General features: G+C 74.1%; 18 protein-coding genes and 1 pseudogene. 7 read left to right on the top strand and 12 right to left on the bottom strand.

Going from position 1 to position 24,206, the window contains the following annotated elements; genetic code table 11:
* Positions 1-15 precede the first annotated feature (15 nt).
* Complete coding sequence (locus ACZ52C_RS27215; protein ID WP_469077230.1) at positions 16-1,197, top strand: aminotransferase class V-fold PLP-dependent enzyme; 1,182 nt, start codon at positions 16-18, stop codon at positions 1,195-1,197.
* A 22-nt stretch (positions 1,198-1,219) separates the two neighbouring features.
* Here ACZ52C_RS27215 and ACZ52C_RS27210 read toward each other — a convergent pair whose 3' ends face one another.
* Complete coding sequence (locus tag ACZ52C_RS27210; RefSeq protein WP_469077229.1) at positions 1,220-2,071, bottom strand: SDR family oxidoreductase; 852 nt, start codon at positions 2,069-2,071, stop codon at positions 1,220-1,222.
* A 373-nt stretch (positions 2,072-2,444) separates the two neighbouring features.
* Between ACZ52C_RS27210 and ACZ52C_RS27205 the strand changes: the two genes are divergently transcribed.
* On the top strand, positions 2,445-2,966 hold the full coding sequence (locus ACZ52C_RS27205) for a hypothetical protein (protein WP_469077228.1): 522 nt from the start codon (positions 2,445-2,447) through the stop codon (positions 2,964-2,966).
* 62 nt (positions 2,967-3,028) lie between these two features.
* Here the strand turns inward: ACZ52C_RS27205 and ACZ52C_RS27200 are convergent, their stop codons facing one another.
* The 7 genes from ACZ52C_RS27200 to ACZ52C_RS27170 form a co-directional block, all read right to left on the bottom strand.
* Complete coding sequence (locus ACZ52C_RS27200) at positions 3,029-4,150, bottom strand: SGNH/GDSL hydrolase family protein (protein ID WP_469077227.1); 1,122 nt, start codon at positions 4,148-4,150, stop codon at positions 3,029-3,031.
* Positions 4,151-4,409: 259 nt separating this feature from the next.
* Positions 4,410-6,779 carry a hypothetical protein gene (locus tag ACZ52C_RS27195; RefSeq protein ID WP_469077226.1) on the bottom strand — a complete coding sequence of 790 codons (2,370 nt, stop codon included), beginning with the start codon at positions 6,777-6,779 and terminating at the stop codon, positions 4,410-4,412.
* Positions 6,776-7,945 (bottom strand): VWA domain-containing protein, encoded by a 1,170-nt coding sequence (locus ACZ52C_RS27190; protein WP_469077225.1) that lies wholly within the window; start codon positions 7,943-7,945, stop codon positions 6,776-6,778. Before ACZ52C_RS27190 ends, ACZ52C_RS27195 begins: the two co-directional genes overlap by 4 nt.
* A gap of 31 nt (positions 7,946-7,976) precedes the next feature.
* Positions 7,977-10,619: a DUF5682 family protein gene (locus ACZ52C_RS27185; protein ID WP_469077224.1), complete on the bottom strand. Its 2,643-nt coding sequence runs from the start codon at positions 10,617-10,619 to the stop codon at positions 7,977-7,979.
* Position 10,620: 1 nt separating this feature from the next.
* The gene (locus ACZ52C_RS27180; protein WP_469077223.1) at positions 10,621-11,727 is read right to left on the bottom strand and encodes an ATP-binding protein; all 1,107 of its coding nucleotides are present in this window, start codon (positions 11,725-11,727) and stop codon (positions 10,621-10,623) included.
* The gene (locus ACZ52C_RS27175) at positions 11,724-15,329 is read right to left on the bottom strand and encodes a DUF4132 domain-containing protein (RefSeq protein WP_469077222.1); all 3,606 of its coding nucleotides are present in this window, start codon (positions 15,327-15,329) and stop codon (positions 11,724-11,726) included. Before ACZ52C_RS27175 ends, ACZ52C_RS27180 begins: the two co-directional genes overlap by 4 nt.
* 159 nt (positions 15,330-15,488) lie before the next feature.
* Positions 15,489-16,679 (bottom strand): phytanoyl-CoA dioxygenase family protein, encoded by a 1,191-nt coding sequence (locus tag ACZ52C_RS27170; protein ID WP_469077221.1) that lies wholly within the window; start codon positions 16,677-16,679, stop codon positions 15,489-15,491.
* 242 nt (positions 16,680-16,921) lie between these two features.
* Here ACZ52C_RS27170 and ACZ52C_RS27165 point away from each other — a divergent pair, with 242 nt between their 5' ends.
* Positions 16,922-17,089, top strand: a complete 168-nt coding sequence (locus ACZ52C_RS27165) for a DUF6629 family protein (protein ID WP_469077220.1) — start codon at positions 16,922-16,924, stop codon at positions 17,087-17,089.
* Positions 17,090-17,285: 196 nt separating this feature from the next.
* Here the strand turns inward: ACZ52C_RS27165 and ACZ52C_RS27160 are convergent, their stop codons facing one another.
* The 3 genes from ACZ52C_RS27160 to ACZ52C_RS27150 all read right to left on the bottom strand — a co-directional run bounded on the left by ACZ52C_RS27160 (position 17,286) and on the right by ACZ52C_RS27150 (position 19,269).
* Entirely contained in the window at positions 17,286-18,161 is an 876-nt protein-coding gene (locus ACZ52C_RS27160) for a sigma-70 family RNA polymerase sigma factor (protein WP_469077219.1), read from the bottom strand.
* Positions 18,158-18,541, bottom strand: coding sequence for a VOC family protein (locus ACZ52C_RS27155; protein WP_045562266.1), 384 nt, complete (start codon positions 18,539-18,541; stop codon positions 18,158-18,160). The genes ACZ52C_RS27160 and ACZ52C_RS27155 overlap by 4 nt, the downstream gene beginning before the upstream one ends.
* 395 nt (positions 18,542-18,936) lie before the next feature.
* Positions 18,937-19,269 carry a hypothetical protein gene (locus tag ACZ52C_RS27150; protein WP_469077418.1) on the bottom strand — a complete coding sequence of 111 codons (333 nt, stop codon included), beginning with the start codon at positions 19,267-19,269 and terminating at the stop codon, positions 18,937-18,939.
* Between ACZ52C_RS27150 and ACZ52C_RS27145 the strand changes: the two are divergent.
* Positions 19,210-19,802 (top strand): annotated as a pseudogene (locus ACZ52C_RS27145) (DUF6629 family protein). The gene ACZ52C_RS27150 and the pseudogene ACZ52C_RS27145 sit on opposite strands and share 60 nt — an antisense overlap.
* Before the next feature lie 105 nt (positions 19,803-19,907).
* Entirely contained in the window at positions 19,908-21,401 is a 1,494-nt protein-coding gene (locus ACZ52C_RS27140; protein ID WP_469077218.1) for a glycoside hydrolase family 3 N-terminal domain-containing protein, read from the top strand.
* A gap of 84 nt (positions 21,402-21,485) precedes the next feature.
* On the opposite strand, the gene ACZ52C_RS27135 is transcribed toward ACZ52C_RS27140, so the two are convergent.
* The gene (locus ACZ52C_RS27135; RefSeq protein ID WP_469077217.1) at positions 21,486-22,682 is read right to left on the bottom strand and encodes a glycoside hydrolase 5 family protein; all 1,197 of its coding nucleotides are present in this window, start codon (positions 22,680-22,682) and stop codon (positions 21,486-21,488) included.
* 103 nt (positions 22,683-22,785) lie between these two features.
* On the opposite strand from ACZ52C_RS27135, the gene ACZ52C_RS27130 reads away from it, so the two are divergent.
* Entirely contained in the window at positions 22,786-23,835 is a 1,050-nt protein-coding gene (locus ACZ52C_RS27130) for a BadF/BadG/BcrA/BcrD ATPase family protein (protein WP_469077216.1), read from the top strand.
* A gap of 99 nt (positions 23,836-23,934) precedes the next feature.
* The gene (locus ACZ52C_RS27125) at positions 23,935-24,102 is read left to right on the top strand and encodes a hypothetical protein (protein ID WP_469077215.1); all 168 of its coding nucleotides are present in this window, start codon (positions 23,935-23,937) and stop codon (positions 24,100-24,102) included.
* Positions 24,103-24,206: the final 104 nt, after the last annotated feature.

The raw sequence follows: 24,206 nt of genomic DNA, 5'->3' as shown, positions 1-24,206 counted from the left end.
GGGAAGGGTGTGGGCATGGACATCGACGCACTGCGCCGGGACACCCCCGGCACCGCCCACCGCATCCATCTCAACAACGCCGGGGCCGCCCTGCTCTCGCGGCCGACCCTGGACACGGTCATCGCCCACCTCGAACTGGAAGCCACCATCGGCGGTTACGAGGCGGCGCGGCAGGAGCAGCACCGCATCGACGCCACCTACACGGACCTCGCCCGGCTGATCGGCGGCCGCCCCGACGAGATCGCCCTGTTCGACAACTCCACCCACGCCTGGAGCGCCGCGTTCTACGCGCTCACCTTCAAGCCGGGCGACCGCATCCTCACCGGCCGCGCCGAGTACGGCAGCAATGTGCTCGCCTACCTCCAGGTCGCCCGGCGCACCGGCGCGGAGATCGTCGTCGTCCCCGACGACCCGTCCGGCCAGCTCGACACCGCCGCCCTCGCCGACCTCATCGACGAACGCACCCGGCTGGTCGGCATCAGTCATGTCCCCACCAGCGGCGGCCTGATCAACCCGGCGGCCGAGGTCGGCCGGATCACCCGCGCCGCCGGTGTCCCGTTCCTCCTCGACGCCACCCAGTCCGTCGGCCAGTTCCCGGTGGACGTCGAGACCATCGGCTGCGACATGCTCTCCGCCACCGGCCGCAAGTTCCTGCGCGGCCCGCGCGGCACGGGCTTCCTCTGGGTGCGCTCCGAGGCGCTCGCGTACCTCGACCCGCACGTGACCGAGATCCACTCCGCCGCCTGGGACGGCGGACGCGGCTTCACCTGGCGGGCCGGCGCCACCCGCTTCGAGACCTGGGAGGTCGGCTACGCGGGTGTCCTCGGCCTCGACGCGGCCGTGCGCCAGGCCCTCGACCTGGGCCTGGACCGCATCGGCGAACGGGCCATCGCCCTGGGCGCGTACCTGCGCGACCGGCTCGACGCCCTGCCCGGCGTCACCACCCACGACCTCGGCGCGCACCGCTGCGCCATCGTGACCGCCAAGGTCGACGGCCTGTCCGCGACCGAGGTCGCCGACGGCCTCGCCCGGCACGGGATCAACGTCACCACCACCGTCCCGGAACACACCCAGTTCGACACCGAACACCGAGGCGTCCACCCCCTGGTCCGGCTCTCGCCGCACTACTACAACACCGAAGCCGAACTCGACCGCGCCGTCGAGGTCATGGCCGACCTCGCCCGCGCCGCGCGCTGACACCCCGCCCGGCGACCGACCGTCACACGCGCGGCTCCGCGAGGAACTCCCGGGCGCCACGCAGCCGGGTGCGCAGGTCCCGCCGGGTGACCCGGCTGTCCAGCCGGACGTCGAGGGCTCCTCGCCGGGCGCCGTCGACCTGGCGTCCGGCGGGCAGCCGCTTCGGATCGAGGCCGTCGCGGCGGGCGACGAGGACGCCCAGCTCGTACCGGGTGAGGGCGTCCGCCCCCGCGACGTGCCGTACACCGGCCGCCGTCGACGCGGTCAGTTCCAGCAGCGCGGCGGCCAGATCGCCCACCTGCACCGGACAGCGCACCACATCGGTGAACAGCACACCGTCGCGGTCGCCGGCCACCAGATCGTGCACATGGCGTTCGTGCTCGGACAGGGCGTGTCCGTCCCCGATGATCAGCGAGGTCCGCACCACGACGGCGTCCGGCGCCAGCAGCCGGACGCCGGTCTCCGCCGCCGCCTTCGCGGCACCGTAGGGCGTGACGGGATCCGGGAGGCGGGTCTCGTCGTAGGGGCCGCCGTCGCCCGAGAACACGGCGTCGCTCGACACATGGACCAGCCGGCAGCCCCGCCGGGCCGCGGCCCGTGCCACCCGGACCCCGCCCTCGGCGGTGACCGCCCAGTCCGCGCCGCCGCTGGACGCGTTGACGACGACCGAGGGAGCCACCCGCGCCAGCACCTCCGTCAGCCGCTCGGGATCGCGCAGATCGAGGGTGTGCCAGGAGACGTCCGCCGACCCGCCCCGACAGGTGTCCGGCGGCCCGGTGGTGCGGGTCGCGGACGTCTCGTGGCCCGCCGCCACGGCACGGCGCGCCAGCTCGCCGCCCAGGAATCCGCTGCCGCCGATGATCAGAAGCCTCATGCGGGCAACGGTATGCCCATGGTGCGCTGGGCGGCGGTGTGGTCCGCCAACTCCCGGTCCGCGACCGCGTCACCGTGGTGCGGACGGCAGTGCGCTTCGCGTCACCGGACGGCAGCACCTCGATGAGGTCCACGCCGTGTGCCAGGTCCGTCGCTCCTTGGCCGCGCGGTCCGGCGTGCGCTCCGGCCCGGACCTCTGTGGAGGTCGGTGAAACCCTCGCCGTTCCGCTTGCGTCGTATTGACGTCCGGTGAGTCAGTGCGGCGCGCAGGTGTGGCCCAGGACACGCCCCTTCCGTGGCCTGCGCCATTTCGAGGCGGGTGGCGCACGACTACGTTGTGCCACGCGTTCCCCAGTACCCACGGATGGCTCAGTGTGCTCACAGATCTCTCCCCGCTCATTGCGGCGACCACCCAGTGGCTGACGCGCGCCTACCCGGCGGGCGGCGGCGCGCTGGACGGCGCCCTCTGCGAGGCGCAGGCCCGGCAGGCCGTCACCGTGGCCGCCTGGCTCCGCTATCCGACACCGATGGACGCCGCCCTCGTCGGCATGGCCGGACCGGGCGGCTCCGCCCGCCTCGACTGGATCACCGGCCACGACGAGCCCCCGACCCCCGATGAGTACGCCTGGCGGACCTGGGTCGACGAGGTCGTGGCCAGCTGGGCGGCCTGCCTCCTGGCCGACGCCGACCTGGCCCGCGCCGCCGTGGGCGCCCTCGACGACTCCCCGCACACCGCGGGTCCGGCCGCCGCCTTCCGTCGGCTCCTCACCCCGGACGAACTCGACCGGCGGGCCGCCGCACTCCTGCGCCACCCCGACCTCCTCGCGCCCGTCGCGACCCTGCACCACACCGGCCTGCTCCACACGCTGCGGCCGGGCCGGCCCCTGCCTGCCTGAGCCCGGCCGCACCCGAGGGGGCGCCCGCACCCACGGCGCCCGTCCCCACCGACGGGGCCGCGCTACCAGCGCAGCGGCAGCCCCGCCAGGTGGGTGTCGAGCAGCCCGGAGATGATCCGGTGGTCGTGGAGCGAGGGATGCCAGTCGCACCCCAGGTGGTCGAGGCCGGGGTCGTCGTAGTACCAGTGGCTCACCCGGCCGTCGCCCCGCCGGGCCCGCTCCTCGACGATCCGCCGGGTGGCCTCCGCCAGCGCCGTGGTGTTCCAGAGGTGGGCGGCGGCCACCACGAGGAACGTCCCCCGGCCGTACCGGGCGCGCAGCTTGTCGAGGAACCCGTGGTAGGCGCTCTCGTAGTCGGCGACCAGTTCGGCCGTCGTGCTCCAGCGCTCACCGGCGTTCAGGGGCGTCGAGAAGTCGTTGATGCCGAGCCCGACCACCACGACCTGCGGACACCAACTGCGCGGCTTGCGCCAGACGTCGCCCTCGACATTCAGCAGGGCCCGGTCGTAATAGGTGCGGAAATCGGTTCCGGGCTCGCCGCCGTCGTAATTGCGCACCATGCCGCGCCCGGAGAAGGCGTTGATCTGGAAATCGGCGTTCAGTTTTCGCGCGGTGAGCGCCCCGAAGGCGAGATCGGCATTGCTGTTCCGGTTGACCCCGCCATTGCCGGAACAGTCCCGGATCTCGGAGACATTTCCATAACCCGCGGTGTACGAGTCGCCGATGAACTCGATCTGCCGGCTCCGCGCCCGAGGCTCCGCAAGGATCCCGCCCCCGGGAGCCGCGACGAACCCGCCGAACCGGCCGACCGCCCACGGGCTCTCCGTGCGCTTCACGACCCGCACGCGATGGGCGCCGGCGGCGAAACCGTCGACCCAGGAGACGGTACGGCCCGGGGTGACGAGCGTGGCGACGGTCTCCCCGTCGACCTGGACGTCGTAGTCGTTGTCGGCGTCGTCGAGGACCACGCCGACGCCGGTCCCGTGGAACCGGCCCTCGAAGGAGATGCCGGGCCAGCTGTACCGGACGGTCCCGTCGGCCGCTCTCCTGACCCGGCCCACCGTGTGGAACCGGGCCGTACGGGGCTCGGCGGCCCGCGCGGGCGATACGACGGAGGAGACGAGGCCCGCCGCTGCGGCGGTGACCAAGGTCCGTCGGGATAACTGGCGAGGCGTCGTCTGCATGGCCGTCCCTTTCGACACGGGGAATGGGAGCGCTCCCATGGTGCGAGCGTTATCGAAGGTGACCGCCCCGTGCGCCACCGTCAACCCTCGTGACGACATCCGTCACGAGCGGGGTGGCCTTCGGGGGGAGACGGGGAGGTGACAGCGAGGGGCAGGTGGCCTGGCGTCAGGGGGCCGGCGGCCCGGCGCGCAGTGGTGCCGGCGGCCTGGTGTCAGTTGTGCCGGTGGCCTGGTGCGCAGTGGTGCTGGTGGCCTGGTGTCAGTCGTGCCGGTGGCTGAGTTCGGCCGTCGTGTGGAGGCGTATGTAGGCGTCGGTCCAGGCGGTCGTGGCCGCGTCCGGGGTGGTGCGTCCCGATGACGGCTCGTGGCCGTGGCCGGGGTGGGGGGCGTGGTCCCGGCGGTGGCCTCCGATGTCCTGGTGGTCGTGGTCCAGGGTGTGGAGGAGGGTTCTCAGTAAATTCGACGAGGTGGTGAGGCCGGTGCGGGTCAGCCGGTCCGCCGCTTCGCGGAGCCGGTCCGCCGCCGGGCGGGGGAGACGGCGCAGACCGTGGTGGGCGGCGTCCGCGAGAGCCGTGAGCGCCGCCTCGACCGCCGTCGTGATCGGGTCGGGCGGGGTGCGGTCGGCCGGCGGCAGCGCGGGCGGGACCGTCGGGGGCGCGAGGTCGGGGACGAGCACGCCGTGGGGCCCGAGAAGGGCGAGCGGCGTGATGCCGGTCCCACCCCCGGAACGGTGTACGGCCCCGCTCAGGTGGGTGACCGCGCCTTCGGCGAGGGCTGCGGCGAGCGCGTCCAGCGCGGCAGGGCACAGCGGATTGTGGGGCGCGTGGACCCGGACGGGGTGCCCCGACGCATCCCTGACGGTGGCCTTCAGGACCTGCTCGGCCGGGTCGTACCCCACCTCCACGACCTCCGAGACCTCCACCACGCGCACCGACTCCGCCTCCACCCGCGCCCGGATCAGCCTCGGGGGGCGGGCGTCGGCCGCCGCCGCGAGTCGCGTGACGTCGCGGACGAGGAGCGGCTCGGGAAGGTCGCACCAGGACCGGCCGACCGGCGACACCGTCGTGGTGGCCACCCGGCCCCGGGCCACCGTCAGTCTGCGGCTGGGCGTGCGGCGGGCGCTCTCGCTGACCAGGTTGCCGGTGGCCAGCGCGGACAGGGACGTGCCCAGCAGCCGCCTGGCCGCCAGGGGGCGTCCGGCGGACGGCGGGGGCGGCGGGGACGGGTGGGCGCCCGTCGCCGGTATCGGGGGCACGCCGCGCCGTTCGGTCTCGGGCCAGTCCTTGCGCAGGACGACGACGATTCCGGCGGCCGCGTGGGCGAAGTACACCTCGGTCACGGGCCGTTCGGCGCTGCCGGAGACACGGCAGCCGAGCGCGGTGAGCCGCACCCGCCGCAGCGGTGTCTCCGTCGCCTCCCGCACGCCGAGCACCTCGGGATGCGCGGCGGCCCGGTGGCGGGCGTGCAGTTCGGCGAGGAGCGTCGCCACCTCCTCCGGCCGGTGCAGGGCACTGCGGTCCGCGTGGGCGTCCAGCTGATCGGCCAGTTCCGCGGCCGCGGCGGCCGGCCAGTGCGCCCCGGACGCCGCGAGCCGCCGGGCCGCCGTGCGCAACGCGCCCCGCTGCACCGCGTCGGCGTGCGCGACCCCGTCCCGGAGCAACTCGTCGGCCAGCTCGACTACTTGCTGGAGGGGGGAGGCCGCGGCGGGCTCGGAGCGGGGCCTCGCCCCCGATGGGGCCGCGGAGCTGCTGGAGCGCTTCTCCGCGTCATCCGCGTGGCCCGCGTCTTGCGTGTCCTGGGTGTCTTCCGGTCGGCTCGTCGTCGTGTCGAGCGGTGGGTTCTCCGGCTGAGAGGGCTGTGGGGAGGCGTCGAGTGCCGGCAATGCTCCAGGCGCCGGGGAGGCGGCCGGTGAAGTCGAGGAGCCGGGGCGGTTCTTGGAGTCCGGGTGGGGCGTGCGGGCCGGGGCTTTCCTGGCGTCCGGCGCCGGGGTCGGCGCTCCGAGATCCTGGAGGGGGACGAGGACCAGGCTCGCCTGCCGGTCGGTCGCGTCCGCCGCGCGGAACGCCCACACCGCGAGCGCCAGCATCTCGCCGCGCAGACTGTCGGCCGCGTCGGTCAGTGCGTGCGCGGCCTGCCCCGGTACGGGGAAACGCACGGTGCACGTGGGCAGTTCGACCCAGGGGTGCGGTTCCCGCGCCGTGGGGCGGTGGACGCGGACCGACGCACCCCGCCGGGCGGAGCGCCGGGCAGCGGTCAGGGCGCGGGGGCCGATTGCCGCCGCGAGCGCCGCGTCGTCGATGTCGCCCGGGGACCAGTCGGGGGCCACCTCCCCGGGCGGAGCCGGGTCCGCAGCCCGTCCGTAGGCGAGGACCAGCCCGACCAGGTGACGGCAGACCCCGGCCGCGGCGCAGGTGCAGGTGCCGCTGTCCAGGGACGCTCCGGGCGGCATCGCGGCCTCGGAGCCGTCCGCGAACCGGGCCGTGACCCCGCCGCCGGGCGCGTCGCGCAGCTCCGGGGACGCCCCGGCGTCGAGTTCCTTCGTGGCCCGCCGCACCAGCCCCCGGTTGGTCAGGGCCGCGAGCGTGTCCGGCGTCAGGGCCAGCAGATCCGTACGCGGTGGTGTCGTCAACGGCCCAGCCTCTCCGCCACGAACCCGGCCAGCTCGCCCGGTGTCATCGCGCCCACCTGCGCCCCCGCCCGCACGAGCCGGCCGGCGAGCTCGCGGTCGTAGCTCGGGTTCGCCTCCTCGTCGAGCGCGGCCAGCCCCAGCACGGTGGCACCCTGCTCCACCAGCGTCCGCACGCCCCGCACCAGTCGGTACGGATCGCCGCCCTCGTAGAAGTCGGAGATCACGACGAAGACGCACCGCCGGGGGTTCTCCACCACAGACGCGCCGTAGTCCACGGCCCGCGCGATGTCCGTGCCCCCGCCGAGTTGGACCCGCATCAGCAGTTCCACCGGATCGGTCACGTCGGACGTCAGGTCGACGACCGAGGTGTCGAAGGCCACCAGATGGGTCTTCAGACCGGGCAGGCCCCACAGACAGGCGGCCGTCACGGCGGAGTGGATGACCGACCCGGCCATCGAGCCGGACTGGTCGACCAGCAGGATCAGTTGCCACTGTTCGAGGTGGCGACGGGTGCGGGAGTGGAAGTGCGGACGTTCGATGAGCAGTCGGCGGTCCTCGGGCCGGTAGTGGGCGAGGTTGGCGCGCACCGTGGCCCGGAAGTCGAAGTTGCGGGCGACGGGCCGACGGCTCGGTCTGCGGGACCGGGTGCCGGAGAAGGCCTGGCGGATCTCCGGGGCGAGCCGTTCCATCAGCCGGCGGACCACGCTCTCCACGATGCGCCGGGCAGCCCGCAACACCTCCTGGTCCATCAGGTGCTTGGTGCGCAGCACGGCCCGCAGCAGGGTCGCGCTGGGCTCGACCCGCTCCAGCACCTCCGGGTCCGTCACGATCTCCTGGATGCCGTACTGCTCGACCGCGTCCCGTTCCAGCCGCTCGACGGTCTCCTTGGGGAACAGCCGGTGGATGCCGTCCAGCCAGTCGACGGCCGTCACGACGGACGGCCCCCGGCCGCCCGTGCGCTCCCGGTCCCGCATCGCGCGCACACCGCGCCGGGCGAGGTCCGGGTCCCGTCCGTAGAGCCATTCCAGCGCGGCGTCCCGGGCCACGGCGTCCCCGCTCAACGCGCCCGTGCGGCGCTCGGCCGGAGTGCCGAGGATCAGCCGCCAGCGTTCGAGGACGGGGTCCGGGGCGGCCGGGCCGGGCACGGCGCCGCTGTCGTCGGTCATCGGGCCGCCCCCAGTCCGTAGCGGTCGAGGGTCATCGAGCCGTCCCCAGTCCGTAATGGTCGAGTCGCCGGGTCACCTGCTGCTCCAGGGCGGCCGCCCGGGCCAGGAGCACCGGGTCCGCGCTCGTACGCAGCAGGGAGCGCGCCGAACCACGTACGCCGCGTCGCTCCATCAGCCGCTCGGCGATCCGTTCGCGCTCGCGGGGCGGGAAGAAGACGAAGGCCTGGCGCAGGGCGGGCAGTCCGATGAGGAACTCCTCGTCGGACATCGCCCCGACCATGCCGTCCAGCACCCCGATCAGGGACTCCGGCCCGCTGCCGCCAATTCCCCCGGCCGCCGTCATCTCGTCGCGAGTCACGGCGAAGAGTCCGGCCAGCCAGTCGCCCAGGACCGCCGCACCGGGGAGCGCCCTGACCGCCGTACCCACGGCGGCGGGGTCGTGGTCCCCGGTCAGGCAGCGGTGCAGGCCCAAGGCGGCGCCGCGCAGATCGGGCGGGGCCGTCGGGTCGAGACTGACGCGGTGGGCGACCGAGGCCGCGGCCTCCGGGGTCACGGACAGCGCCCCGGGCGCGTGCCACAGCGCGTCACGCACCGCCGCCACGGCGGCCAACCGGGCGAGATCCACCGTCGGGGCGCTCGCGCCGGGCGCCGGTGCCCTGGAGGCGCGCGCTCCCTCGAACAGCCACAACAGCCGTTCCACCGCGCCGTCCAGTACCGAGGCGAGCAGTGGGCTCCGCACCGTCCCGAAGACCCGGTCGTGCCGCCACAACCCGAGAGCCGTGGCGAGCACGCTCCCCAGTGGTCCCGCCGCGCGCAGCCCTCGCACCCGCGCCGCCAGCGCCCCCAGCAGCGCGTCCGACAGCCGCTCGACACCGCACAGCACCACATCGAACAACGTACGAGCGAGCGCCTCCGCGTCCACCTCCCCGTCGGCGCCGGGAACGGCGCCGGGACGCGGTGGCGGGGGAGGGCCGGGGGAATGGGTGGCCGGCACACCGGTGGAGGGGCCGTGCGCGCCCGTGCCCGGAGCCGCGCCCGTGCCCGGAGCCGCGCGTGTGGCGCCGGCGCTCGCGAGCGCGTCGTCGGGTAGGGGTGCCGCGCCCCGCGCGCGCTCCGTGAGCCGCGCCTCCGCCGCCTCGGTCAGGGAGGCGCCGTACGCGCCCGCCTCGATCAGTGCCGCGTCCCGTGCGGGTGCCGGGTGTCCCTCCCAGCGCTCGGTGAACTGCGGGTCGGCGCCCCCTCGTGGGCCCTTGGTGCGCTCGTACCCGGGGACGCCGAGGACCCGGAGCCGGTGCAGGACGCGACTGCGCTCCAGGTCCGCCGGACGGGTCAGGTCGAGCGTGAACGGCCCCTCGCCGGTCAGCCCCAGCGCCGCGAGCCGCCCGGCGACATCGGCGACCAGCGGCGGCCTGGGCGTCGCGGGATGCAGGGCGCCCACCCGGTCGCCGCCGCTCGCCGCGAGCATCTCCACCACCACCGGGTGGGCCCCCGGGGCGAGCGTCCCCCGTGTCGTCCACGGCAGCGGCTGGTCCAGGTCCTCGCCGACGAGAGCGCCCGCCATCCCGTCCAGCACATCGGTCCTGGCCGGCCTCGGGTGGCCGCGCAGCGCGGTCAGGCCCCGGGTGAGGGCGCGGGCGGCGATCAGATCGGCCGTCGACACGGGGTGGTTGCGGGCCCGCAACCGTGACACCACCGCACGCACCAGCCCGTCCGCCGCCGCCTCCACCCCGTCGTCCCAGACCCGCTGGTAGTACCCGGGCGACGGCATACCCGACTCGTACCCGGCGAAGGAGTCCAACTGCCGGAAGGAGTACGGCACGAGATAACTGCCCGTCAGCGCCCCCTCAGCCGCCCCGGGCACCTCGGGCCAGCACGGGGCACCCCCGACAGCGCCACTCGATTCCCCGGCGCCCGGCTTCCCGGCCTTGGACGCCCCGCCGCCTGATTCCCCGGCGCCCGGCTTCCCGGCCGCGGCCGCCCCATCGCCCGACGCCCCATCGCCCGACTCCCCGCCGCCCGACCCCCCGGCGTTCGGCACCCCCACCAGTGACCGCAGCGCCGGCTGGTGGAAGCCGCCGGTGACCACCACGACCGTCGGGTCCCCGGGCACGGTCAGGGCCGCCCGCACCCAGGACGCCATGAACTCCTCACGGGCCCGGTCGCCGTCGTCGGCGCGGGTGTCGCCGCGCGCCGACGCGAAGTAGGCGTCGAGCCGCTCGGCGAGGTCCTCGTCGTCCGCCACCTCGAAGAGCCGGTCCCAGAGGGCGTCCACGCCGTCCACGCCGAAGCGGGCGCACAGCCGGGCCGTCACCTCGGTGTAGCGGGCCTCCGCGTCGGCGTAGCGGTTGGCGCGCTCCGCGAACGCGGGATGCCAGGCCGGAAGATCGATGAACCGGACGTCCGCGCCCACCGACCGCCCCGCCCGCAGGGCCACCCACTCCGGGGAGTAGTCGCACAGCGGTGTCCACGACGTGGCGGCGCGCTCGGCGTCGCGGTAGTGGCTGAACACCGCGACGGGCAGCTCGTGGCCGAGGAACAACTCCTCCAGCCGGCCGTTCAGGTCACAGGGACCCTCCACCAGCACGTACGAGGGCCGCAGCCGCTCGATCGTCGCGGCGACCAGCCGGGCGCAGGCGGGGGAGTGGTGGCGCACCCCCAGGAACACGGCGGGCACGTCAGCCGTCCAGCAGATCGCGCGCGTCGTACAGCGCCTGCCACTGCGGACCACGGCGGCGCGGCACCCGCTGCTCCAGATGGCGCCGCAGCCGGGCCAGGTCCTCGGGACTGTCCTTGGCCACCGTGCCCGCGAGACAGGCCACCACGTCGGCGGCGCTGCCCGGTTCCCCGCGCAGGAACCAGCCGCGCACCCCCACCGCGTGGGCGACCGACACGGCCTCGGCGGTGCTCATCACCGCCGACGGCCGCTCCACTCCGTCGCCCTCGCGCGTCCTGCCGGAGCGCAGCTCACGGAAGGTGGTGACGAGCACCTCCAGCACCTCGCGGTCGGGTACCGCCGTCACTCCGGACTGCCGCAGCAACTCGCCCGCCTCCGCCTCGACCAGGGCCAGTTCGGTGTCCAGGTCGGGCACCGGGAAGACGGTCTCGAAGTTGAAGCGGCGTTTGAGGGCCGCGCTCATCTCGTTGACGCCCCGGTCGCGGGTGTTGGCCGTGGCGATCACATTGAAGCCCTTGCGGGCGAAGACCATGCTGTCGGCGCCGTCCAGCTCGGGGATCGCCAGCACGCGTTCGGAGAGCAGCGACAGCAGCGAGTCCTGTACCTCCAGCGGGCAGCGGGTGATCTCCTCGAAGCGGACGATCCGGCCCTCCGCCATGCCCCGGAGCATCGGCGCCGGTACCAGAGAGCGGCGGGACGGGCCCTCGGCGACGAGCAGCGCGTAGTTCCAGCCGTACTTGATCTGGTCCTCGGTGGTGGCGGCGCCACCCTGCACGGTCAGGGTCGACGTCCCGCTGACGGCGGCCGCGATCAGCTCCGACAGGAGGGACTTCGCAGTCCCCGGCTCCCCGACGAGCATCAGCCCGCGATTGGTCGCCAGCGTCACCAGCGCCCGCTCGACCAGCGAGGGGTTCCCCACGAACTTCCGGCTGATGCCCGCGTCCTCGTCACCGACCACGAAACGGCGCGCGGCCCTGAGGCTCAACTCCCAGCCGGGCGGCCGAGGCCCGCTGTCGTCGGCCCGCAGCGCCGCCAGCTCGTCGGCGTACCGCACCTCGGCGGGCGGCCGCTGCAACGCCTCCGCCGTCCCGGCCCCCGTCGTCGTCACGGCGCCGTCAACTCCGTCAGGTCGGCCAGCAGTTCGGAGACGGCCACCGGGTCGATCTCCCCGAAGCGGGCGGTGTGGGCGTCGTGCGGCCAGTAGTCGGTGGGGCGGGTGCCGAGCCACAGGTACTCCACCTTCTGCTGCTCGGCCGGATCGAAGTACCCGACGGCGATGCCGTCGTCAGGGGTGAGCACCGCGTACCGGTTCGGGGCGAGCCGCTTCGAGATCCAGCGCTCGACCCCGTTGTCCAACGGCTGGCCGCGCCGCCAGCCGCGCCGCTCCAGCCCGACGAGCCGCCCGGTCGTCACCGCCAGCCCCTCGAAACGCTCCAGGCGCCAGTGGGCGGCCTCCTCCGGGGTCAGCTCGAACACCTGCCGCCCCAGCTGCGGGAACGGCTGGAGGATCTCGTAGTCCGCGAACAGCTCCGCCCAGGCGTCCAGTTCGTCCGGCAGCCGCAGCGGGTGCGCGAGCCGTACGGTCGCCGCGTCGGGCAGGTCGAACGCGCTGTCCTCGACGTCGGCGAACGTACGGTCCTCCGCCACCCGGAAGGAGGTCGTCGTACCGTCCGTGTCGCTCAGCCAGACCAGCCGCCGGACGAGGTGCCACAGCAGCGGATGCCCCACGAACAGCTCGCGGAACTCGGCCGCCGACCACGAACGGCCCTCCACCATGGCCGACTCCAGCCGCCGCACCTGGTCGGCGGCCACGGTCCGTACGTCCTTCTTCAGCGCCATGAACCGCTTGCGCTCGGCGGGGGCCAGCTCCGCGTCGTCCCGCGCGCCCGGCGCGGGCAGGTCCTTGCGGCGCTTGCCGTCCGGGTCCCGCACGAAGGGGCGCAGCTGTTCGTCGAAGCCGACCGTGAACGAACGGCTGCCGTAGTCGATGACCGTGGTGCCCCGCGGGTCCAGGCCGAAGTCGGGCACCAGCCGGTCGGCGAGCTGCTCACCGGTCAGCCCGAGGCCCTCCGCCAGCTCGGCGATCTTCTCCTGCGCGCGGGCCTTGAGACCCTTGAACTTCACCCGCTGGGCCACGCCGTGCAGATGCATCAGCGCCACTTCGGTGCCGATCGCGGCCAGCACGCCCAGGCCGTCCACCGCCCGCTGGTGCGCCCCCTCACCGGGCCAGACCCTGATCAACGGGGTGAGCCGGCGGACCGTCCCGTCGTCGCCGAGCAGTCCCAGCGCGGTCAGCGCCCAGCTCTCCTGGCTCGGCATCCCGGCGAGCCGCCACTGCTCGAACAGGGCCCAGACGAACTCGGCGAGCGACCGCGGCTCGCACGACTCCCGGACCACGGCCAGCCCCGGGTACGCCTCGTCCGGACGGGACATCGCGAGCATCGTCACCACGTGACGGGTGGCCTCGGCGGGCAGCGCGCCCCCGGAGCGGAGCAGGATCTGCGGCAGCAGCAGCGGCTCCGCCCACTCGACGGGCTCGGGCAGCTTCTTCGGCAGCGCCGTCTCCAGCGGATCGGCGGACAGCAGTTCCCCGATCGCGGCCTCGGCCTCGGCCCCGTACCGTTCGGCGGCGGAGCGCACGACCTGCTCCCCGTGCAGGGCCACGATGGTGTGCAGCGCCTGCTCGGCGTACCGGCGGGCCGTGCCCGGCCTGCCCAGGGCGTCCGGCACCAGCAGCGGTGCGGCGGCCGCTCCGTGCCGCCGGAACCAGGAACGGGTCGTCCCCCGTGCCGACTTCAGCCGCACCGCCCACTCCGCGACCAGCCGGGCCGCCTGCACGCTCACGAACGGCGCGAGCAGCGGCGCGAGCGCGGCGGGCCACTGCTGCGCGGTGCGCAGCACCACGCCCAGCGCGTCCGTGCCGAACCGGGCGACGACCGGCTTGAGCGTGGCGTCGCTGTCCAGACCCGTCGGGTTCCACTCGTCCAGCAGCGGCCGGGCCAGCTCCTCGGGCTTGTCGAGGAAGATCCCCAACGAGCCGACCTTGTTCGCCCGGACCGCGCCCAGCAGCGCCTCCGGATCGTCCGGCCACTCCGAACGCCGTGCCCAGTCGCGCTCCCAGGACGAGGCGTCCGCCCACTCCTGCCGCTCCCCCGGCAGCCAGTCGATCCCCGGCTCGTCCTCGGCGACCAGCCCGCTGACCCTGCGGACCTCGACGACCGTTCGCGGCCGGGTCCACGGAGGGCTCGTGAACAGGTCGGGCAGGGACGCGGCTGGGGCGTCCGGCACCCGGTCCGGTGTGCTCAGCAGCGGTTCGACGACGCCCGCCGCCGGTGGCGAGAGGGAGGCGAGCGCCTGCTCGGCCAGGCCCGGGTGGGCCGACATATGCACCAGCAGGGCGTACCGGAGGGCGTCGGCGTTCGGTCCGCCCGCCGCGACGGCCTCGGCGAGCATGCGCAGGGCACGCCGCGGATACCTGCGGGCCGCCTTCGCCACGAAGGGCTGCGTCCGCTTGTCGTCGAGCTGTTCCAGCAGCAGGCCGAACGCCTCGTCGGACGGCAGCTCGACCAGGACCGAGTTGACCTTCTTGACGGTGTCCGAGGCGACGTACGAGGTGCGCAGGTGCTCCGCCACCAGGGGCGCCACCGCCGTGCCGATGCCCTCCGCGACGGTGGCCACCGTCGGCATCGACCATCCGTGGTGCAGCGAGGTCATCCCGCCGAACTTCCGGACCTGCTCGGGGTCGTTGAACGAGCAGAAGAGCATCGAGCGCAGGACGCGGTCGCGGGGACGGTCGGCCTCGGGGCCGCCCGCGCACTCGTCGAGCCAGGCCGTCTCGGTGGGGACGAGGTACGACACGACGACGCGTCGGCGGGCGCTGCTCCGCACGCCGGCGAGAGCCGCGACCACGGCACCGTACGTGTCCTCGTCGGCGGCCGCGAGCCGCTCTCGCAGCCGGTCCGCGACAGCCCGCACTCGCCAGGCGTGGTCCGCGTGGGCGCCGGCCGGGGCGCGCTCCACGTACGGGTCGAGGCGGAGGCGCCCCCGCTGGGTGAAGTGCCCCTCGATGTCGAAGAGTTCCACGGTGGCCAGGGCGGCGAACACCGCGCCGTGGGCCTCGACCCAGGCGTCGGTGCAGGACGTGCCCGACCAGGCCGTGTCGGAGGTGACGGCCAGCACGGCAGCGCCCAACGGGTCGGCCGCACCGGCGAGTTGTGCCTCGGCGGCCCGCACCAGGTCCGGGTCGCTCCGGGGGCTGTCGAGGTACTGTCGCACCCAGGCGTCGGCATCGCGCAGCTGCTGCTCGGCCTGCTCGGCGGCCCCCTTGCGCGGGGGAGTCGGCCGGCGCGGGACGCCTCCGCGCCGCGGATACACATGGCGGTGCCAGGCCGCCGGCAGCACGAAGGTGTCCTCGTCGAGCACCGGGGTCTCCGGCACAGAGGTGCCGCCCTCGTCGTCGGCGACCGCGGCCACAGTCTCGGTCGCGGCCTCAGCGACGGCCGTGGTGCCGATCTCCCGGTACCCCTTGCGCTCCTTGGCGGCGGCGGTCTTCCGCACGTACTCCGCGGCCTCCTCCGCCGAGGCGCACTCCTTGACCTGGGTCCGTCCCTCCGTCCCCAGACGCCCGTACCGGACGGTCACCGTGGCGCCGTCCGTCTCGGCCTCCCAGAACTTCGAGGAGTTCCCCTCGGCACACTCCCAGCGGCGCACGCCCCCACCCCTTCCGACCGTGCCGGTTCCCCGGCCCACCCCACGCGGATCAAGCCGCTGACCGGCGGACACCCGCCACATCCAGCGACGACGACCACAGTAGGCGGAGCCACTGACAACGCCGTCGGGAGGGCGCCGGCGAAGCCCGGCGGCAGGGAGTCACCGTACGGTTCGGTGCCCTCGGCGCCGGTCGGCCGCCTCCAGTTCACGACGCAACCGCTCCGGGTCCCACGCCTCGCCGACGGCCTGGTGGAGCAGATCGGCCTGGGAGGGTGGGGCGAGCCCGTCGACGGGCGGGTCGCGGTCCAGGTCGGTGGGGAAGGGGTAGCCCTCGGCGGTGGCGGCGACGACGCGGCGCAGCCAGTCGTCCGTGGCGCCCTCGGACCTGCGCCGCAGCAGAACGGGGAACACGGCGTTCACCATCGCCTCGCGGTCCACGGTCTCCATGGCCCGGCCGAACGCGGAGGAGATCTGGAGCAGGTTCGCCATGCGCCGGATGTCCGACGAGCGGTTGTGTCCGGCGGCGTGGAAGAGAGCGGGGTTGAAGAAGGCCGCGTCGCCCTTGTCGAGGGGGAGTTGGACGTGGTGGGCGTCGAAGTACGCGACGAACTCGGGCCGTCGCCACGCGAGGTAGCCGGGCTCGTACCTCTGCGAGTGCGGCAGATAGAGGGTGGGGCCCGACTCGACGGGCATGTCGCAGTGGGCGACCGCGCCCTGGAGGGTGAGGACGGGGGAGAGCCGGTGGACGTGCGCCGGGTAGGCGGCGGCCTGCGGCTGGGAGAGGAAACCGAGGTGGTAGTCGCGGTGCGGGCTCTGGGCTGCGCCGCCGGGGTTGACCACGTTGACCTGTGAGGTGACCTGGTAGGCGGGGCCGAGCCAGGCCTCCGCGACCAGGGCCAGCATGTCGTTGGCGTAGTAGTCGGCGAAGACGTCCGGCGCCCGTACGGCCATCTTGTCCAGGGCGCTCCAGACCCGGTCGTTGGCGCCGGGCTTGGCGAAGTGGTCGCCCCGGGCCGTACCCGAGGCGCGCTCCTCCTCGATCAGCTCGCGGAAGGTGGCGGACGCCCGGTCGACGACGGCAGGGTCGGTGAACGCGCCCTTGAACACGACGATTCCGGGGCCGTCCAGGAGCGTGCGCACCAACTCGGCCTGGACCTCCCGGCGGCCCTGGGGCGTGGCCGTCAGGGCGCGGAGCCGGTCGCTGTCGTAGAGCGGCACGTTGCGCTCGACCCGCTCGGCCGAGGGGTGGTCGGCGGGGTCGGTGTCCTGCTCGACGAGCGCCCGGAACGTGTCGAGATCGCAGTCCGCCTCGGTCAGACAGGTCCGTGCCACCGCGGAGATGGGGGACATCGCGGCTCCTTTCGCAGCCCTTGTGTTCCCGCCAGTCTGCGGACCACGGATCCTTCATTCAATGCGCGAAAACCCCTCAAAAACCCATCACGGTCGGTGCGGAGCGCCGGGCACGAGCCAGTTCCGAGAGGCCGGCCCGGGGCGAGGGGCCGGGCCCGGGTGGCGTCGTGTCGTCCTCGGGTGGTCGTCGTGGGCGTCGTAGCGGGGGCCGCGCTGGTGACGGGCGACCCCGGGGTGGCGGGATGTGCTGGAGTGCGACGGCCGATCTCGTGGCGGGTGCCGGTGTCGCCGCGGTCGGGGTGGCCGGTGTGGTGCTGGCGCGGGACCGACGGGACTTGCCGCTTACTGGCAACTGCGGCTATTCGGACTTGCGGAATTGCCCGGATTCGGAATGTCCCTCTGCATGGTGAGGCCAGCTCACTTCGGTCCCACGATCCTGCCTCCCCCGGTCCGCTGCGGATGAGTGCGCTGTCTCGGAGGCATGGCGCCGGAGCACAGCCCGTGCGGCCGGCCGGCGGATGGCGTGTGGACTCGATGCCGGATGAGCGTGGTTCCGCCACCGCACCGGACACCGTCCTCCCGGTGTGCGAGGTGCCCGACACCGGCTCAGGTCTCGGCGGGCAGATGGATCGAGGCCAGTTCGGCCGGGTCGACGACGATGTGGATGCCGGTGATCCGGCCTTCGGTGACGGTGAAGGCGATGAGGGAGAGAGGTGTTCCGTCGGGGCGCCAGGACATGTGGCCGGGGTTGCCGTTGACCAGCACGGGCCGTTGGCGGGCGACCTCGCCGGAGAACATGCGGGCCCCGGAGGCGACCTTGGTGGCGCCGAGGGTGACGACCACGCCGTCGGAAGTGTCGACGGTCAGCTCCACGTTCGGGTCGAGGACACGCAACAGTGCTTCGAAGTCGCCGCTGCGGGCGGCGGCGCCGAATGCCTCGACGACCTCTCGGTGCTCGCGGCCGGAGCCCGCCGGTCGGTCCGTGGCGTGGACCTTGCGGCGGGCGCGGCTGGCGACCATCTTGGTGGCGGCGGTGGACTTGCCCAGGATCCGGGCGATTTCGTGGAACGGTACTGCGAACATGTCGTGCAGGACGAACGCCAGGCGCTCGCTCGGGGTGAGCGAGTCGAGCACGACGAGCAGGGCGAGGCCGACCGAATCTGCCAGCGCCGCCTGCTCGTCCGGCGCGGGGTCATCGTCGGGTATCACCACGAGGTTCGCGAACTCCTGCTCGTAGGCGATTTCGGGGTGGGCTCGGCGGGATCTCAGGAGGTCCAGGCTGATTCGGCCGACCACCGTGGTCAGCCAGCCCGCCAGGTTGCCGATGGTCGCCGCGTCCTGACGGACGAGGCGCATCCAGGCTTCCTGGACCACGTCCTCGGCGTCGGCGTGCGAGCCCAGCACGCGGTACGCGACGGCGCGCAGCCGATCGCGCTGGGCTTCGAACGCCTCGGTCACAAGGCCGGACGGGTGGGCGGTCACGGCTTCCGCTGCTGACGCAGCGAGACCCGGTTGCCGTCCGGGTCCACCGCCTCGATGCGGACCCCGAACGGATAGTCCTCGGGCTCGGACTCGGCGAAGACGACGCCGCGCTGACGCATGATCTCAAAATCCTTTCGCAGATCGTCGGATTCGAGGATCAGCGGACCGGGCGCGCCCGCTTCCCCCGGCTGTCCCGCGGCCGCCGCATGCGACCACAGGATGATCTGCACCGGGCTGTCGGGAACGCCGACGGTGAGGAACCGTCCGTCGGGCCCCGGGAAGTCGAGCCGTTTTTCCAGGCCCAGTCCCTCGGTGTAGAACTCCAGTGCGCGGTCCTGATCGGTGACGTAGATCGTCACGTACATGATCTTGTTCAGCATCCTGCTCTCGATTCACTCGTTGATGCGACCGTTCGTATGCGGTCGTCGCTCTCATGACGAGTGCCGACGGGAGAAGGTAACAAGACCGGTCCGCGGGAGCGGAAACGGAACACGCCTCACCGCTGATGCCTGAGAAGCATCGTGCGGGCTTCGTCTCGCTCTGGCATCAGAAACGCGAACCCACAGGAATTCGCGACGTGCGAAGTCCGCTGCGTAGCCGAGCCGTGTGTTGCCGGCGTCGTGGGACCAGGTCATCGCGCAGGTGATGGAGATGCCCAGTACGTCGCTCAACACCGACGCCGGGATCTGAGCTGCAAGGTCCAGCAGGGCCGTGTTGCGGCTGGCACGAGCGCGGATGCCGAGCCTCTTGAGCCGTACTGTCAGGTGGCTTGCGGTCATGGCCTGTCCGGCGCGACCGCCCGGGAAGAGCCACGGCCTGGCTCGTTCTGTCCCAGGACAGCGAAAGCCTGGCGACTGTCGGCGAGTTCGAGGAGCAATGACCCCAGCGGCTCGGGAATCTCCACCGGGCGGGATCCCAGCTGGAGCCGAACCCCTTCAGCGCCAGTAAGGATCTTGTCGGTGGTCAGCCGGGCGATGCGAGATACCGGCTGGCCGTACAGCACGACGAGGCAGCCGGCCACCCGGTCGGTCAGGGCGAGATCTGCGTAGTGGAGAAGGCGTTTGCTGATCCGGCCTTCGCCGCGCTGCCGTTGCTGCTCGGCGCCCACCAGATCGTGGAGTCGGTGGTCTGGTCCTCGGTGGCGGCAGCGGACCGGCGACCGTCGCCTGGGCCGTCGTCGCCCTGCCGCTGCTGGCCGTGTGGGTGCCGGCGGGCGTGTGGTGCGTGGCCCCGGCGCGGGCCCGCCCCTGGCTGGCCGTCCCGCTCGCCGTCGGGGTCGCGACCGCCGTGCCGCTCGTCCACGCCCTCGCCACCCGCCCGGTGACGGCCGAGATCCGCGGTCGCACCGTCGGCTACACGATCGACCTCGCCCACCCGGCGCTCCTGGTCGCCGGTTGTCTGCTCGCCACCGTCGGCTCCCTGCTCCTCTCCGGCGACCGGCGACTCGTCGTGCTCGGCCTCCTGGCCGCCGTCGGAACCGCGGTCTGCTGGACGCTGTGGCGACTGGAGTTCCTCTCCACCTGGTGCGCCTTCGCGGCCCTGTGCTCGGTGGTCCTGCTCGACTGGGTCCGCGCACGCGCGACGGCGTCCGCGGGGTCCGCGCACGCGCGACGGCGTGCGCGGCCGCACCAGAACGCCTGAGGCGGCACCGCACAGCCTCGGCGGACCGGTGACGCGGCAGACCTGGTGAATCAATCATCCATCGCACTGTTGACTTTCGGCTTGACCAGCCAGAGGATTCGAGAGGTGACACACTCCGCCGCCGGGCCCCTCGGCCCGGTTCTCCCCGCGGCCCTCGACGAGGCAGCGCACCGCTGCCTCGTCGCGGGCTTCGACGGCACGACGACCGTCCCCGACACCCTGAAACGGCTGATCGACCGCGGCCTGGGCGGGGTCATCCTGTTCACCCGCAACATCCGTGACGCCCACCAGGTCCGCGAACTCACCGCCACGCTGCGGACGCTGCGGCCGGACCTGCTGATCGCCATCGACAACGAGGGCGGCGGCATCGGCCACCTCGTCGCCGCGGGCGCCCCCGAGGTGCCCGGCTCGTGGGCGCTCGGCGTCGCCGACGACCCCGGCCTGACCGCCGCGTGCGCCGACGCCCTCGCCGGACACCTGCTCTCGCTCGGGATCACCGCCTCCTACGCCCCCGTCGCCGACGTCCAGAGCCGGCCCGAGAACCCGATCGTGCGCACCCGCGCCTTCGGCGGCGACCCCGAGCTGGTCTCCCGGCATCTGCGCGCCTGGATCGAGGCGACCGAGCGGCGCCGTGTGGCCTCCTGCGCCAAGCACTTCCCCGGCCACGGCGGGACCGTCACCGACAGCCACCACGAACTGGCGGTCGACCCGCGGCCGTACGAGGGCCTCGACCTCGCTCCCTTCCGGGCCGCCGTCGAGGCGGGCGTGCCGATGCTGATGAGCGCCCACGTCGTCTTCCCGGCCCTCGACCCGGAGCTGCCCGCCACCCTCAGCCCGCGGATCCTCTCCGGCCTGTTGCGCGGCGAACTCGGCTTCGAGGGCGTCCTCGTCAGCGACGCGCTGGAGATGAAGGCGATCGCCGACCGCTACGGCGAGGCGGCCGGCGCCCGTCTCGCGCTCGCCGCCGGAGCCGACCAGGTCATCGTCGCCGTACCGGATCTGGAGGTCACCCTCGCCTGCCGGGACGCCGTGCTCGACGCCCTCGGGACGGGTGACCTCGCGGCGGAGAGGGTCACCGAGGCCGCGGAACGGGTACGGCGGCTCGCGCTGCGGTACGCGGTGCCGTACCGGCCGGGTCCCGTGGCCGCGTGGGACCCGGGCGCCGGACCGGCGGCGGCGCGGCGGGCCGTACGGAGCGCAGGGCCGTTGCCGCCACCGGTGCCGGGGGCCCATGTCGTCGACTGCTTCCCGCCCCCGCACCCCGCCCTCAACTGGGGCGGCGAGGATCTGCTGACCGAGATCCGCGCCCTCGACCCGACCGCCACGGGGACGGCGGTCGCCGGGGAACCGGACGATCTCGCGGCCGTCGCGGGGGAGGCGCTGCGGGCCGCCGCGTCGCGTCCGCTGGTCGTCGCCGTGTGCGATGCCGAGCTGCACCCCTGGCAGGTCCGCCTCCGGGACACCCTCCTGGCCGCCCGGCCGGACGCGCTGGTGGTCTCGACCGGGCTGCCGGACGAGGGAGCCGCGGTGGCCGCGTACGGGAGAGGGCGGGTGAACCTGCGGGCGGCGGCCGAGGTCGTGACCGGCCGGACGTCCTGACCGAGGTGCCCGCCCGGGTGTCCCGGCGGCGGCCGGAACACCCGGGCGGGCACCTCTCGCGTTCCTCGCGTTCCTCGCGTCCCCTCACTTCCCCTCGGTCAACTCCGTGATCCCCCGCGCCGCCAGGTACGCCGGGTCCTCCGCGCGCTCCCGCAGGACCACCGCAGGGCGGGCGTCCTCCTGCCGCAGTCGCATCCAGGCGTCGAAGAACGCGCCGCCCGGGCCGGAGACCGAGCGGGTGGACGGGGTGCAGTCCAGGACCAGGGCGGTCGTACGGGGAGCGGGCCGGGCGGCGGAGCGCAGCTCGGCCACCGTCGTGGACAGGGCCTCCGCGATCGGCTTGGGCCGCCCTGTGGAGTCGAACAGGCCAAGCGTGTACTCCAGTTCGGGAAAGTCCGCCAGGGCGCGGTCGACGTCGTGGGAGCACCACCAGGTGACGCCCCACAGAGCGGAGCAGCCCGCCGCGTTCAGCAGCGTTGCGCGGGCGAAGTCGGAGGCGTCGGCCGCCGGGATGTGCGGCTCCGGGGCGCCGGTCTCCTGGACCCAGACCGGGCGGGCCGGGTCGGTGGCGTAGGCGGCGGCCAGCTCCGTGCCGTACTCCGCGAGGTGGTGCACCTCGGGTGAGCGCGGGCCGTAGCGGCGGGCGCAGTTCGCGGAGAAGACCCAGGGGTGGACCGTGGTGAGATCGCCCTTGCGGGCGGACGCCTCGGGGGTGAACGGGTGGTCGTCGCCGTACCAGGCGGCGTCGTACGCCGAGTGGGTGACCAGGCCGCCCGCCCCGCCGAGTCCGTCCCGCGCGGCGCCGAGCAGGGTGTCGAGGTAGTGGTCGACCTCGGACGGGGTCACCGGGTTGTGTTCGACCAGGTTGTTCAGCTCGTTGCCGAGTTGGAGGCCGATGAGGCGGGGGTGGCCGGCCAGCGCGCGGCCGAGCGTGCGCAGCAGCAGGGCCTGGGCCTCGATCGCCTCGGGGTCGGTGAAGACGTTGCGGTGGTGCCAGCTACGGGTCCACTCGGGGTAGAAGTCGAAGCTCGACAGATGGCCCTGGACGCCGTCCACGAGGACGTCGAGGCCGCACTCGCCCGCCAGGTCCACCAGTCGCACGAGCTGGTCCACCGCCGACGCTCGTACCAGGGCACGGTTCGGCTGGAGCAGGGGCCACAGGTGGAAGACCCGGACGTGGTCCAGCCCCAGCCCGGCGATCTGGGCCAGGTCCTCCCGCGCGAGCCCGGGGTCGAAGTCGTGCCAGGCGTGGAACCAGCCCCTGCGTGGGGTGTAGTTCACTCCGAAGCGGAGTGCGGGCGCGGGTGGGGGTGGCGTGCTGATGGCGTCCTCCTCGAGAGACGGACCTTGTTTCCGGCGAATGTATCAACCACCATGGACGGCAATGAATAGTGATTTGAACCAAGCTTCTCCGGGCGCCACGGCCCTCCCCGCCTATGTGGTCGGCATCGACGCGGGCGGCACCCGTACCCGCGCCGTCCTGGCGGAGCTGGACGGTGGGCGGGTCCGGGGCGAGGGCTCGGCGGGGCCGGGCAACGCGCTGACCGTCCCCGGCCCGCTGCTCGCCGACCACCTCGCGGAGGCCGTCGCGCGGGCCGTGCCGGAGGCGCTGCGCGGACGGGTGGTGGCCGTGGCGGGCGGATTCGCGGGGGCCGGTCATCGGGCCCAGGGCACCGACGAGCCCGGTCGGCTGCGGGCGGGCGCCGCCCTGTCGGCCGCGCTCGACCGGCTCGGTGTCACCGCCGCCTCGGTCGGCGTCCACAGCGACATCGAGACGACGTTCGCCGCGGCCCCCGGCCATCCCGCCGACGGACTGGTCCTGGTGGCCGGCACCGGCGCGGTCGCGGCCAGGATCGCCGAACGGGTGCCGGCCGCGACCTCGGGCGGCGACGGCTGGCTCCTCGGGGACGACGGCGGCGGCTTCTGGATCGGCCGCGCGGCCGTACGGGCGGCCCTGCGCGCGGCCGACGGCCGGGGTACGCCCACCGCGCTCGTCCGCGCCGTCGGCCGGGACCTGGGGCTGTCGGAGGAGGTGCTCCCGGCGGAGGGCTACGGAACGACCGGCGCCGCCGAGTGGAGTGCCGAGCGGCGCACCGCCTACCGGGCCCGGCTGCTGCCCGCCGTCATGGACCGGTCGCCCGTCCGTCTCGCCGACCACGCGCCCGGGGTGGTGCGCACCGCCGAGGAGCGGGACGCCGTGGCCGCGCGGATCCTCCAGGAGGCCGCGCGGCGCCTGGCCGAGACCGTCGCCGCGCTGGCCCCCCGGCCGGGCGAACCCCTGGTCGCCACCGGGGGCCTGCTCGCCCCCGACGGCCCCCTGCTGCCCCCGCTGACCGAATGCCTAGCCCCCCTCGGCCTCACCGTCACCCCGGTCGCCGACGGCTCCCCGGGCGCCGTGGCCCTGGCCCGCCGCGCCCACGCCCCGGGCGACTGACCCGACCGGCAACCACCTTCGCCCGAAGCCTCGTCGAGCCGCCCGCTCAGCTCCTCCCCCCACCCCCTGCCGCTCGCCCCCGCCCGACAAGGACGACCCATGCCCCCTCAGGACCAGCCGGTCGCCCCGGCCGCCGCCGCCGACGGCCCCCTGTTGCCTCCGCTGACCGAACGACTCGCCCCCCTCGGACTCACTGTCATCCCGGTCGCCGACGGCTCCCCGGGCGCCGTGGCCCTGGCCCACCTCGCCCGCGCCCCGGGCGACTGACGCGACGGGCAACCACCTTCGCCCGAAGCCAACCGAGCCGCCCCCTCCCAGCCGCCCGCCTCCGAAGCTGCCCACGTCGCCCCCCTCCCCGACCGCCTACCCCC

It is taken from the genome of Streptomyces sp. NPDC034049 (genome assembly GCF_055575575.1).
Note: the sequence above shows the minus strand (reverse complement) of the source record. Positions and strands in the feature narration are given on the sequence as shown.

What these genes read in the sequence shown, in the direction of transcription:
- ACZ52C_RS27200 (WP_469077227.1), bottom strand. Translation starts at nt 4,150, where the DNA reads ATGCAGACGACGCCTCGCCAGTTATCCCGACGGACCTTGGTCACCGCC.
- ACZ52C_RS27130 (WP_469077216.1), top strand. Translation starts at nt 22,786, where the DNA reads ATGAATAGTGATTTGAACCAAGCTTCTCCGGGCGCCACGGCCCTCCCC.
- ACZ52C_RS27125 (WP_469077215.1), top strand. Translation starts at nt 23,935, where the DNA reads ATGCCCCCTCAGGACCAGCCGGTCGCCCCGGCCGCCGCCGCCGACGGC.
- ACZ52C_RS27190 (WP_469077225.1), bottom strand. Translation starts at nt 7,945, where the DNA reads ATGACCGACGACAGCGGCGCCGTGCCCGGCCCGGCCGCCCCGGACCCC.
- ACZ52C_RS27170 (WP_469077221.1), bottom strand. Translation starts at nt 16,679, where the DNA reads ATGTCCCCCATCTCCGCGGTGGCACGGACCTGTCTGACCGAGGCGGAC.
- ACZ52C_RS27165 (WP_469077220.1), top strand. Translation starts at nt 16,922, where the DNA reads ATGTGCTGGAGTGCGACGGCCGATCTCGTGGCGGGTGCCGGTGTCGCC.
- ACZ52C_RS27210 (WP_469077229.1), bottom strand. Translation starts at nt 2,071, where the DNA reads ATGAGGCTTCTGATCATCGGCGGCAGCGGATTCCTGGGCGGCGAGCTG.
- ACZ52C_RS27155 (WP_045562266.1), bottom strand. Translation starts at nt 18,541, where the DNA reads ATGCTGAACAAGATCATGTACGTGACGATCTACGTCACCGATCAGGAC.
- ACZ52C_RS27215 (WP_469077230.1), top strand. Translation starts at nt 16, where the DNA reads ATGGACATCGACGCACTGCGCCGGGACACCCCCGGCACCGCCCACCGC.